This is a genomic window from Pseudoalteromonas rubra, assembly GCF_004212645.1.
Lineage (GTDB): Bacteria > Pseudomonadota > Gammaproteobacteria > Enterobacterales > Alteromonadaceae > Pseudoalteromonas > Pseudoalteromonas rubra_G.
This window is the reverse complement of the sequence record NZ_PPUZ01000018.1, coordinates 104990-117699: the sequence shown is the minus strand read 5'-3', so window position 1 is coordinate 117699 and position 12710 is coordinate 104990. Positions and strand designations below refer to the sequence as shown.

Annotated in this window: 8 protein-coding genes; 7 read left to right on the top strand and 1 reads right to left on the bottom strand. The window is 48.1% G+C overall.

Annotated elements, in window-relative coordinates; translation table 11 throughout:
- Positions 1-19 precede the first annotated feature (19 nt).
- From C3B51_RS07275 to C3B51_RS07250, 6 genes are all read left to right on the top strand, one after another.
- Positions 20-1075, top strand: coding sequence for a DUF2066 domain-containing protein (locus tag C3B51_RS07275; protein WP_206074101.1), 1056 nt, complete (start codon positions 20-22; stop codon positions 1073-1075).
- A gap of 1 nt (position 1076) precedes the next feature.
- On the top strand, positions 1077-1781 hold the full coding sequence (hda, locus tag C3B51_RS07270; protein WP_046004551.1) for a DnaA inactivator Hda: 705 nt from the start codon (positions 1077-1079) through the stop codon (positions 1779-1781).
- A 192-nt stretch (positions 1782-1973) separates the two neighbouring features.
- Positions 1974-2954 carry a phenylalanine--tRNA ligase subunit alpha gene (pheS, locus tag C3B51_RS07265; protein ID WP_125717431.1) on the top strand — a complete coding sequence of 327 codons (981 nt, stop codon included), beginning with the start codon at positions 1974-1976 and terminating at the stop codon, positions 2952-2954.
- A 13-nt stretch (positions 2955-2967) separates the two neighbouring features.
- A complete protein-coding gene (gene pheT / locus C3B51_RS07260) occupies positions 2968-5355 on the top strand; it encodes a phenylalanine--tRNA ligase subunit beta (RefSeq protein ID WP_130244623.1) in 2388 nt (795 codons plus the stop codon).
- 2 nt (positions 5356-5357) lie between these two features.
- A complete protein-coding gene (ihfA, locus tag C3B51_RS07255) occupies positions 5358-5657 on the top strand; it encodes an integration host factor subunit alpha (protein ID WP_010384797.1) in 300 nt (99 codons plus the stop codon).
- Positions 5658-5845: 188 nt separating this feature from the next.
- The gene (locus C3B51_RS07250; RefSeq protein ID WP_240701864.1) at positions 5846-7408 is read left to right on the top strand and encodes an EAL domain-containing protein; all 1563 of its coding nucleotides are present in this window, start codon (positions 5846-5848) and stop codon (positions 7406-7408) included.
- Positions 7409-7463: 55 nt separating this feature from the next.
- Here C3B51_RS07250 and C3B51_RS07245 read toward each other — a convergent pair whose 3' ends face one another.
- Positions 7464-9086: an alpha-glucosidase family protein gene (locus C3B51_RS07245; protein ID WP_130244621.1), complete on the bottom strand. Its 1623-nt coding sequence runs from the start codon at positions 9084-9086 to the stop codon at positions 7464-7466.
- Positions 9087-9818: 732 nt separating this feature from the next.
- On the opposite strand from C3B51_RS07245, the gene C3B51_RS07240 reads away from it, so the two are divergent.
- Positions 9819-12674 (top strand): TonB-dependent receptor, encoded by a 2856-nt coding sequence (locus C3B51_RS07240; RefSeq protein ID WP_130244620.1) that lies wholly within the window; start codon positions 9819-9821, stop codon positions 12672-12674.
- Positions 12675-12710 lie beyond the last annotated feature (36 nt).

The window sequence follows — 12710 nt, the reverse complement described above, 5'->3', positions numbered from 1 at the left end:
CCTTAACTTTTTGGTTGTTATGGCACTGAGATTATTTTTACTGGGTTTGTTTGGCTGGTGTATGGCCGCAAGCGCGGTTGAGGTAACAGATCTATACGAAGCTACCCTGGAAGTAGACAACAAAACGCGCGCAAAACGCGTTGTTGCCAGCCAGCAGGCCCTGGACCGTGTAATCCAAAAATTGACGGGCCGCACGGAGCATTTAAACCACCCTCTGATCCGCCAAAGTAAAAAACGCATTTCCGATTATATGCTCAAATACGAGTATATTGAATCTGCCGACGGTGACATCAAAATCCGCGTACGGTTTGAAGCCGATAAAGTAGAGCAGCTGGTCAGGGACAGCAACTTACCTTTGTGGGGCAACCGTCGCCCTATGATTGCCATCTGGCTAGTGATTGAAGACAACTTGCGACGAGAGTTTGTAACGCAGGAAAGCTACCCTCAGCTGGAGCGACTCATTTATGACACGGCAGCCGAGTGGGGGATCCCTGTGGTTGTGCCACTGATGGACCTGACCGACCGCGCTCAGGTGGGCATTGCCGAGGTATGGGGTAATTTTTCTGAGCCTGTAGAGGCCGCATCCATGCGCTATAACGCCGAGCGCGTGATCACCGGACGACTGTTTAAACAACCCAACAGCAGCAGCTGGCAGCTGGACTGGCGTTATACCGATACCGATCAGTTTGAGTCGACCCAGCAGGTCGGCGACAAACAACAACTGCTTATTGCCATGATCAATGATATGTCAACTGCGCTGGCTGCTGAATATGTGATTGATCCCAACCGCTCATATGCCACCAACAGCACCGTTTTAACTGTTGATAAACTGACTTCGTTCAGCAAAATAGAGTTGGCCAGGCGACAATTGCTCAGCATTAGTACGGTGCAGGATGTCGATGTGATTTATCGCCAGGGCGATCTGGTCAAGTTTGAAGTAGAGCACGGCTCGTCTGTGGTTGATTTGCAAAAGTCGCTGAAGTTAGAGCGTGCATTCAGCGTGTTTGTTGACCCGCGTGCGTTTTATCAGGTGGCCAGTGCTAACAACCTCAGATACAGCTGGGTAGGGCAATAATATGATGCAGCCAATGCAAATGGCGTTGCCTGTCACACTACCTGATGATGAAACATTTAGTGCCTATTTTGGCGGCGAAGGGTCACTGGAAGTCACCCACCTGAAAAATGCGCTGGAGGCGATCCATCAGGACTTTCAGTTTACCTATCTGTGTGGTTTGGGCGACTCGGGTAAATCTCACTTGCTTTATGCAACCTGTATTCATGCTCAGGAGCAGGGTCTGTCGACCATATTACTGTCGCTCAGGGAAGTGATTAACTTTGGCCCGGCTGTGCTCGACGGGCTCGAAGCACTGGATGTGGTTTGCATTGATGACGTGCACTTAGTCGCGGGCAATGAATCCTGGGAAAAAGCCCTGTTTAACTTTTTTAACCGTTTTAATGAACCCGGAAAATGCCTGGTTGTAACGGCCGATCTGCTACCAAATATGCTCAATCTCAGCCTGCCAGATCTGGAGTCTCGTTTTACCTGGGGCACCACCTTTCAGATCCGCTCAATGAGTGACGACGATAAGGCCGAAGCGCTGGTTAAAAGAGCTAAAATGCGAGGCCTGGAGCTAAGTGACGAATGCGCTCGGTTTTTACTGACCCGACTGAGCCGGGATATGCGCGCATTATTAGACGTGCTCGACAAACTGGATCATGCATCCATGGCGGCGCAGCGAAAACTGACCATCCCGTTTATTAAAACCACATTGAATTTGTAACCATCAGCTGTGGAATTTTTGAGCGCCTACGTCACAAATTCCACCAGAAACCTCAAACCGGCCCAAAATCAACTAACAACCCGTAAATTGTCCAAGAAAAGCCCCCAATTTGGGCTAGAATCTGCCCCGCTGTTTCAGTTATTATAATCGATTCAATGAAAGGCAAATTACCTCAACAAGATCAGGTATAGAATGAACTTAGAGAATATTTTAGCGCAAGCGCTGGACGCCGTTGCAAACGCGAGCGAAGTTGCGCAACTTGAGGAAGTCAGAGTTAACTACCTTGGTAAAAAAGGTGAGATCACTGGACTACTAAAAACCCTGGGTAAACTGGCACCAGAAGAACGTAAAGAAGCGGGCCAGGTGATTAACCAGGCAAAAAATCAGGTTCAGACCGCGATCAATGACAAGCGTGAAGCGCTTGAGCAGGCCGCACTGGCTCAAAAGCTGGCTGCTGAAACCATCGACGTGACCTTACCTGGCCGCACTATGCCACAAGGTGGCTTACACCCGGTAACACGTACTATTGAGCGTATTGAAACGTTTTTTGGTGAGCTGGGTTTTGCGGTTAAATCAGGTCCGGAAGTAGAAGACGACTTCCATAACTTTGATGCGCTGAATATTCCAGAGCACCATCCTGCGCGTGCCGATCATGACACCTTCTACTTTAACCCTAAGCTGGTTCTGAGAACCCAGACCAGTGGTGTACAGATCCGTACTATGGAAGCTGAGCAACCGCCACTGCGTATTATTTCTCCGGGTCGCGTGTATCGTAACGACTACGACCAGACACACACGCCAATGTTCCACCAGGTAGAAGGCCTGATGGTAGACACCGACGTGAGCTTTACTGAGTTGAAAGGTATTTTGCACGATTTCTTGCGTAACTTTTTCGAAGAAGACATGGAAATCCGCTTCCGCCCGTCTTACTTCCCGTTCACTGAGCCTTCAGCAGAGGTGGACGTGAAAGGCAAAAATGGTAAGTGGTTAGAAGTATTAGGCTGCGGCATGGTACACCCGAATGTACTGCGTTCAGTCGGCATTGACCCTGAGAAGTACACCGGTTTTGCATTTGGTATGGGTGTAGAGCGTCTGACCATGCTGCGCTATGGCGTTAACGACTTGCGTGCTTTCTTCGAAAACGATTTAAAATTCCTAAACCAATTCAGATAAGAGCGATACAACAATGAAATTTAGTGAAAAGTGGTTAAGAGAATGGGTTAATCCTGCGATTGATACCGAGGCTCTATCTGAACAGCTATCAATGGCCGGTCTGGAAGTCGACGGTGTCGATCCGGTTGCTGGTGATTTTGAAGGCGTGGTTATCGGTCAAGTGGTTGAGTGTGGTCAGCACCCGGATGCAGACAAGCTACGTGTAACCAAAGTAAACGTTGGCGAAGACGAGCTGCTGGACATCGTCTGTGGTGCGGCAAACTGCCGTGCAGGCCTGAAAGTAGCTGTGGCGAAAGTCGGTGCAGTTTTGCCAGGCGGCTTTAAGATCAAAAAAGCAAAATTACGTGGCCAGCCTTCTCACGGCATGCTGTGTGCGTTTGAAGAGCTGGGCATGGCAGAAAGCTCAGATGGTATTTTAGAGCTACCAGCTGATGCACAAATTGGCCAGAGCATTCGCGAATACTTCAACCTTGACGATGTGACCATCGACGTTGACCTGACTGCAAACCGCAGTGATTGTCTGGGCATTAAAGGCCTGGCGCGCGAAGTTGGCGTATTAAATGGTATTGATGTCAATGAGCTGGCTATCCCGGCTGTTGAACCTACCATTGATGACAAAATTGAGATTGAGCTGGTGAACAGCCAGGCTTGTCCTCGTTACCTTGGCCGTGTGGTTAAGGGCATCAACCTGGATGCGGTTACGCCTTTATGGATGGTTGAAAAACTGCGTCGCTCGGGCATTCGTTCAATCGATCCGGTTGTTGATATTACCAACTATGTGCTGCTTGAGCTGGGCCACCCAATGCATGCCTTTGATTTAAATGCCATTGAAGGTGGGATTAAAGTACGCAGCGCAGCAGAAAACGAAGAGCTGGTATTGCTTGATGGCAATACGGCCAAGCTGAAGCCGAGCACACTGGTTATTGCCGATCACAACAAAGCACTGGCGATGGCCGGTATCTTCGGTGGTGAAAATTCAGGTGTTAAAGAAGGCACTACAGACATCTTACTTGAAAGTGCTTTCTTTAATCCGTTGGCAATCGCCGGTCAGGCGCGTAGCTATGGCCTGCATACTGATGCATCACACCGCTACGAGCGTGGTGTTGATTATCAACTACAACGTGATGCCATGGAGCGCGCAACGGCGTTGCTACTTGAGATTGCGGGTGGACAGGCAGGCCCTGTGGTAGAAGCGGTGTCAGAGTCAGATTTGCCAGATGCAAAATCCGTAACGCTTCGTCGCGCACGTCTTGACCGCGTTATCGGCTACCATATTGAAGACAGCAAAGTGACAGACATTCTGACGCGTTTGGGTCTGGATGTGACCTTTGCCAACGACAGCTGGACAGCCACGGTACCAAGCTACCGCTTTGATATCAGCATTGAAGAAGATCTGATTGAAGAAGTCGCACGCGTGTTTGGTTACAACAACATTCCAAACGTTGCACCGACAGCGGCGTTAAAGATGACCGACCATCAGGAAGCGCGTTTACCGGTTTCTCGCCTGCGCAATGAACTGGTTGCACGTGGTTATCAGGAAGCGATCACCTACAGCTTTGTGGATCCGAAGAAACAACAGCTGTTACACCCTGAAAGTGACGCACTGATATTGCCTCACCCAATTTCTGTTGAAATGTCGGCAATGCGCGTGAGCCTGATGCCAGGATTGCTAAATGCGGTGGCGTATAACCAAAACCGTCAGCAGTCACGTATTCGTTTGTTCGAGCACGGCCTGAAGTTCATTAAAGATGAAACTGCAGAAAACGGCGTTCGTCAAACGCCGGTCATTGGCGGCGTGGTTTATGGTAATACGCACAACGAACACTGGGGTATTGCAAGCCGTAAAACCGACTTCTTTGATGTTAAAGGAGATGTTGAAGCATTACTGGCTCTGTGTAACGATAAAGCGCGTTTCAGCTTTAAAGCACAGGCATGTGATGGGCTACATCCTGGTCAATCAGCGGCAATCTATGCTAACGGCGAGCAAGTCGGCTTTATTGGTGCGGTGCATCCACAACTACAAAAGTCATTGGATCTGAATGAAACCGCGTATGTTTTTGAAGTTGAAACAGCGGCAATCGCTCAGCGACAGCTTCCAGAAGCGGTTAGTATCTCGAAATTCCCGTCAAATCGCCGTGATATTGCTATTTTAGTTGCAGATGATGTAAAAATAGGCGATATTTTAGAAAGCATTGAGAAAGTTGGCGGAAATCAATTAGTTGACCTAAACTTATTCGATGTGTATAAGGGCAAAGGTATTGAGCCTGGTTATAAGAGTTTAGCCATTGCTCTAACACTGCAAGCCGTTGATAGAACGCTCGAAGAGAAAGACATCAACGACACTGTAGAAATCGTGGTGGCCGAATTGGCCAAACAATTTAATGCATCGTTGAGGGACTAGATATGGCGCTTACTAAAGCCGACATAGCTGAACACCTATTTGAGAAATTGGGGATAAATAAAAAGGATGCCAAAGACTTAGTTGAAGCGTTTTTTGAAGAAATCCGCTCAGCGCTGGAAAGTGGAGAGCAGGTAAAGCTGTCCGGTTTTGGTAATTTCGATCTGCGCGATAAGAAAGAACGCCCAGGTCGTAACCCTAAAACTGGTGAAGACATTCCCATCTCGGCACGTCGTGTTGTAACTTTCAGACCTGGTCAGAAGTTAAAGACACGTGTAGAAGTAGGAACCAGCAAAAACCTGTGATCACGCAGTGTGCTAAGTAGCTAACCACAGGGAGCTTTTCCTGGGGTGCTCATGGGCTATCTGTCTGATAATTAAGAAACCCTGGCGCAAGCCGGGGTTTTTTGTCATAAAAACTTCATTTAGCTGTTTTACCATCTGGCCTTTGTATTTGAGTTTGGAGTGCGAAGTTGACTCAGGGTAATCACTCCTTGACCGATCGTATTAAAAACATCGTTGTTGCTTGGTTGATCAGCTCCTTACTGTTTGGTTTACTGGCAATTTTTGTTTATGTGCAGCAAAAAGATGCCGCTAAGCAATCCGTGCAAGCCGCTTCAGAGCTGATCAGGCTTGAACTGGACACTCAGCTGCGAAACATAGATCGTTTTCTCAAGCAAGCAGAGCAACTTAATCAGGCGTGTGATGGCCGCACAATTTCTTTGATGCGAGAGCAGGTGTTTGTTAATCCTGCCTTGAGTGAGATTGGGATCGTTGATCAGTCTGGGCGCTTGTTGTGTAACTCTTTTGGTCGGCTGGACCCCGCAGTGCAAACGACCGAGCCTATCAAACAACCCGGGCTGAGATACCACGGCCCGATCATTACGGACTTTTTACAAGTACCTGCGTTTGTACTGGCGCGTACGCGCAGTGATGGCTTTGAGGTGAATGCATTATTGCCAACCAGCTGGCTGAGCGATACTCTGGACATTACGCGGCATAAAAACCTCGCGTTTATCGCATTGCTTGATGGCGAAACAGGCGTGCCCATTTTTTTGCGTGGGCAATACACCTTACCGCTGGGTGAAGTGATATTTCCGATGCGTGACGAGATGGAGTTTGAAGGAGGCTTTGATGACGGCACACAAAAATATATTTTTGCCCGCCCGCTGGCCGCTTTACCGCAACTGACCATTATGGTTGCCAGCGATGCAAAACAGCTGTCTACCATTAAGCCGGTATGGCTGCTAACGCTGCTGCTGCTCTATTGCGCCTCTTTGGTGGGATTAACTATGTTGTTAAACCATTATGATCGCCGCGTATTGAGCAGCCGCGCACTCTTGCTGGGTGCGATAAGCCGGCAGGAGCTGTTTAACGTCTATCAACCCCTGGTCGATGCGACCACCCGCGAGGTTGTTGGCGTTGAGGTATTGATCCGCTGGCAACATCCCCTTGAAGGCGAGCTGAGTCCGGCCTATTTCATTCCGGAAGCTGAGCGCGATGGCAGTATTCAGGAACTATCGGTCTACCAGATTGAAAAGGCACTGAGCGAGTTACGCACAATTGTGCAGAGCAGACGCAATTTTAAAGTCTCTTTTAACGTAAACGGCTACCTGCTGACATGTCCGGATTACCTTCAGATGCTACATCAAGCCAATGAGCTTATCCCTCAGCTGACGATAGAGCTGACAGAGCGCGACGTGCTATCTCAGGCACAGATACACTCGGTGCTGCAATCCCTGGTAGAGCAGGGCGTTGAGATAGCAATAGATGATTTTGGGACGGGCTACAGCGGACTGCACTATTTACAGAGTTTTCCCATTGATTTGCTTAAAATTGACCAAACCTTTGTTGCATCCATTGGCATGGACAACCTGCAATCTCCCGTACTCAATGCCGTGATTGAAATGGCCAATAAGCTCGATAAAAAACTGATAGCAGAAGGGGTGGAGACCGCGCATCAGGCTGAATATTTATCCCACCAGGGCGTCACAATTCATCAGGGCTGGTATTATTATAAAGCGATGCCCATTCACGAATTGAAGCAAATTTGCTAAAAATACATGAAATTGGCAGTAAAAAGCCCCGATGTCGGGGCTTTTGTTCAAGGGGTTACAATGAAGCAAAGTAGCAGCCAAATCCGGGCAGGGATAGCTGGCCGTCTTCATAGTGACCATTATGGTGAACGATTTCCAGGTGCTGAGCATGGCCTGTAAGCGTTAACGCCAATTGTGCAGGTTGTTCGCTGAGGTTGAACGCGCACAACAAAGTCTTATTCTGATGACGGCGATAAAATGCCAGTACCGGTTCCGGAGTCTCGATAAACTCAATATCACCGACCTGTAGTTCAGGCATCGTATTACGCCAGGCCATAAACGCCTGATAGCGACTTAGCACTGAGCCCGCCGTGTCGGCTTGCTCAGAGACCGCTCGAAGCTGATGCGCTGGCGAAACCGGCAGCCAGGGCTTGCCTTCAGTAAAACCCGCATGTCCCAGCTGAGTATCCCATGGCATAGGTGTTCTGCAGCCATCACGGCCTTTAAAATTAGGCCAGAACGTAATGCCATAGGGGTCTTGTAAGTCTTCAAAGGCAACATCCGCTTCGCCCAGGCCCAGTTCTTCGCCCTGATACATGCACACGCTGCCACGTAAAGAGCCGAGCAAGGCGGTGAGCATACTTGCCTGACGATCATCAACGGTTTTACCGTCTTTAGACCAGCGACTCGCAACGCGCTCAACGTCGTGATTGCTGAAAGCCCAGCACGGCCAGCCTTCGGTCATGACCGCTTCAAGACGCGATACGGTTTCACGAATATAACTTGCACTGTAGTCTTTGGTCAGTAACTCAAAGCTGTAGCCCATGTGCAGCTTATCGCCGCCAGAAGTATATTCCGCCATGGTCTGAAGAGAGTCTTCTGATGAAATCTCGCCCAGACTCACAGTGCCCGGGTAACGGTCGAGCAGGGCACGGATCTCGGCCATAAAGCTGAGGTTTTCCGGCTGAGTATTGTTGTAATAATGGTACTGGAATGCATAAGGGTTGTCTTCGCTAAAGCCACGACCCTGGCGCAATTCCTTAGGTTTAGCCGGGTTGTCTCGTAACTGCTCATCATGGAAACAGAAGTTAATCGCATCAAGGCGGAAGCCGTCGACCCCTTTTTTCAGCCAGAACTCAACATTGTCCAGCACAGCCTGACGCACGTCTGGGTTATGGAAGTTCAAGTCCGGTTGCTCGGTCAGGAAGTTGTGCAAGTAGTACTGACAACGGCGCGAGTCCCATTGCCAGGCAACTCCACCAAAAATAGACAGCCAATTATTCGGCGGGCTGCCATCAGGCTTGGCATCTGCCCACACATACCAGTCGGCCTTAGGATTATCCTGGCTGATACGGCTTTCACTGAACCAGGGGTGCTCATCCGATGTATGGCTCAGTACCTGATCAATAATGATCTTAATATCGCGTTGATGCGCCTTATCAATCAGCTCGTCAAAGTCATCCAGGTTACCAAACATAGGGTCGATATCACGATAGTCGCTGATATCATAACCAAAGTCTTTCATCGGTGACTTAAAAAAGGGTGAGACCCAGATGGCATCTACGCCAAGCGACTTAATATAGTCAAGCTTGCTAATGATCCCCTGAATATCGCCAATTCCATCATTATTGGTGTCACAAAAGCTGCGAGGGTAAACCTGATAAATTACCGCGCCTTTCCACCATTCTTTTTGAGCCATGCACATTCTCCTGCGCCGTGCAGTTGAGTTGTCGTATATAAAAACCTGCCTCTGAGGTCATTTAGCAACACTCTGTTTTGAGTGGCTCAATAACTGTAGTCAATTCAGACAAGTTGAGGTCAGGTTTTTGGTTAAGCTGGATACGCCAACACGTATTATTAACAATGGCGAAAAGCATACGGCATGCGCTGATATGAGTAAAAAGCCTGCATACGTATGCAGCATAATTAGTTGCGATTGGATTAATATAAATCAGCCTCGGCAAACTTGTCGGGACTGTTTACCAATATATGTCCCTGCCTGACATGGCCTTTTACCACCTGTGTTACAGTTAGATTAATTGGTAATACCAATTACCTGATGAGTGATAAGCTAAAAAAACTAGCAAAATTTTGCGACGCTTTAACTGGCAGATATTTGAATTTGGTTAACACTTAGTAAATTCAAGTTAAGGAGAGTACCCGACGCCCATGCTGTGATTGTTGCGATAACATTTATAAAAGGAACAGTAGCTTAGCGCCATTAGGGGTGAATGTTCTGTGAACAAAATGAAAGGGGGGTTGCGTTGAATACGTATGCATAAAGTTGTTTGCATGTTGAGCGCAGCGCTACTATTGCCGCTGACAACAAAATTACCGCCTTGATAAATCGTTGTAGCGCTCCACGGGATACCGTGTGACGAATTAACAAACAACTAGGCGTCATAAAAATGGTTAATTGGGATAAAACACTATGTCTATGTTCAAACCAAGCATGCTAACAGTTGCGCTTATGGCCGCTGGCGTTAGCCACTTTTCGGTCGTTGCAGAAGAAGAGAAAGCAGTAAAGCAAGAAGACGTTGAAGTGATTGAGGTACGTGGTATCTCTCGCAGTATCATCGCGTCAATCGATAAAAAGCGTTACAGCGACACTGTAGCAGAAGTCGTTGATGCCGGGGATCTGGCATCTTTGCCCGATGTTTCCATTGCAGACTCCCTGAGCCGTTTGCCTGGCGTTACAGCGGTACGCGCAAGTGGTCAGTCATCTCAGCTGAATATCCGTGGTATGAATGGTGACTTTATTCAGACCACACTCAATGGCCGTGAACAGGCCAGCACCAGTGGTTACACTGCGGGTAGTCGCTGGATTTCATTTGACCAGTACCCGTCGGAGCTTATCAATCAGGCTGCGGTATACAAGTCGCCAAAGGCCTCTTTAGTTGAAGGTGGTGTTGCAGCCACTGTTGAGCTGAAAACAGTGAACCCGCTTGAGGCGAAAGAGCAGCACAACTTTAACTCATCAGTTCGTTATTCATATAATGATGCGGCATCTGATGTCGGCGCCGATTCAAGTGGTGAGCGTATTAGTTTCTCTTATCAGGGTAAATTTCTTGATGAGACCTTAGGCTTTGGTATTGGTGCGGCTATTCTAAATCAGCCAAATAATGCGATTGATGTTTCTGCACATGCGCCAAAACGCTCACAAGACTTTGATGGCGATGGCACAGAAGAGCGCTCTGTTAATGGTTATCAGGTTCGCTCAGCGAAAGGTTCGGATGAGCGTTTGGGCCTGATGAGCACTTTGGTCTACCAGCCTACAGACGCCCTTAAAGTACAATTTGATTATTTCCGTTCTGAGTTTGAATCTGAAGATCGTAAAAGTGGTTTGAACATTGAAGGGTTCGAGAAAAACTTAGGCTCGCTATACACGCTGAACAATGCGGTAGTAAAAGATGGTTTCCTGGTCGCTGGTGATGTTGTGATCACTGATCCCAACGGTCCTTGGGTTGAAATGCGTTCAGAAGACCAGTCTACCGACTCTACTACAGACAGCTTTGGCCTGGATTTAGAGTACGTGACAGATAAGTGGGAACTTAGACTGGACTTTGCACACAGTAAAGGTGAAAAAACGCGCCGTGATGTGATCGCATCTATGCACGCCTACGAGTTTGGAAATGGAGTCGTCGATGGCACTTTGGTTGAAACCTGGCAAGAAATGCGCAACCAAACCTTCTCTTTTGTACAGCAAGAGAAAGATTCACCCCTGTTGACTTTAGGCAATAGCTATACAGATCTGTCTAACATGCGCCTGGGTGACTGGGAGCAGTTCCCACACAGATACACAGATGAACTTGATAGCTTTAAAGTAGACTTTAAGTATCATGTTGAAGCCGGGTTTATCTCTTCTATTGAAGTAGGTGCCCGCTGGTCAGACCGAGAGTTTACCGATCAGCGCTCAACATTCCGCTGGGGCGCGCGCGAAGGCCAGAATGGCTACAAAATGCCAGATGGCACTATTGTTACCAACAAAGGATGTGAGTTTAACCACCAAAACCACACCTGTGTGCCGCACTCTTTGGATGGTTTTGTTACGGTTGAGCACACCCGAGGATTCAATTATCTTGAGCTAGACTTGATGGGTATTGCCGACGCGGTATTTGGTCCGGGTAATTATGACGCGCAGCAAACGTGGGAGCACAACTGGACCCTGATTGAAAGTGGTGCCGTTAAGGAAGAAGTCTTAGCCGGTTATGTGATGGCTAACATTGATACTGAGATAGGTGATATCCCAGTTACAGGTAACTTCGGTGTACGTGTTGTCAGAACAGATACTAAATCAGTGGGTATTCAGCAGATACAAGGTGATGAAGTAGGTGATACCATTGTTGACGATAATGGGGTTGCACGTACTGATTACCGTAATGTTGAATACGGACCAGAATACACAGATACATTACCGTCTTTGAACCTTAACTTCCGTGTGACTGACGAAGATCAGATACGCTTTGCGGCTGCGAAAGTAATGGGTCGTCCGCCTGTGTATCAGTTGCGTGGTGGCGCTGGTTCTTGGGCTGATACAGCCAATGATGGTGAGAGTCCACGTTACAATGTTTGGTCAAAAGGTAATCCAAACCTTGACCCGTTCCGAGCAACTCAGTTTGATTTGTCATATGAGCGTTATTTTGAAGATGGTGGTGCGTTCGTTGCAGCCGTTTTCTGGAAAGACATTGAGTCTCTGATTGAAAGCATCACTTATCAGGAAGGCGAAGTTGACTGGGCGACAATTGGTCTTGAAGTGCCGGAAGGTTTTGTAGCGGGTCAGTACCAGACAACTCAAAACAATGATCAGGGTGGTTATATCCGTGGTGTCGAGCTGGCGTATACCACTATGTTTGACAATCTGCCTGGCGTTTTCTCTGGTCTAGGCTTTAACGCTAACTATTCATACACCGAGAGTGAAACAACGGTTGATGGTGGCGGTAACTTCCCGGATCAGCAGCTACCTATGCCTGGTTTGTCTAAAAATGTCTGGAGTGCGACGATTTTCTGGAATATCGATGCATTTACCACGCACCTGAACGTACGTTATCGTGATGAGTACGTGTATGAAGGCGCATCACCAGGTGGTTCATCTTTGGCATGGGCGGATGAGTACACGGTGGTTGACTGGCAGGGTACTTATGACTTTGACAATGGCCTGCAGGCTGTACTGCAAATCAATAACCTAACTGATGAGCCAAACACCACTAACTATGGCACGGCATTGGCAACCGGTGAGTACAAAGAGTTCGGTCGCCAGTACTTCTTAGGATTTAACTATAGCTTCTAAGTACCGAGCGCTGCTGTAATAAAAAGCCACCAGTTT

Coding starts and splice junctions, on each gene's coding strand:
- C3B51_RS07275 (WP_206074101.1), top strand. CDS start 20: ATGGCACTGAGATTATTTTTACTGGGTTTGTTTGGCTGGTGTATGGCC.
- hda (WP_046004551.1), top strand. CDS start 1,077: ATGATGCAGCCAATGCAAATGGCGTTGCCTGTCACACTACCTGATGAT.
- pheS (WP_125717431.1), top strand. CDS start 1,974: ATGAACTTAGAGAATATTTTAGCGCAAGCGCTGGACGCCGTTGCAAAC.
- pheT (WP_130244623.1), top strand. CDS start 2,968: ATGAAATTTAGTGAAAAGTGGTTAAGAGAATGGGTTAATCCTGCGATT.
- ihfA (WP_010384797.1), top strand. CDS start 5,358: ATGGCGCTTACTAAAGCCGACATAGCTGAACACCTATTTGAGAAATTG.
- C3B51_RS07245 (WP_130244621.1), bottom strand. CDS start 9,086: ATGGCTCAAAAAGAATGGTGGAAAGGCGCGGTAATTTATCAGGTTTAC.
- C3B51_RS07240 (WP_130244620.1), top strand. CDS start 9,819: ATGTCTATGTTCAAACCAAGCATGCTAACAGTTGCGCTTATGGCCGCT.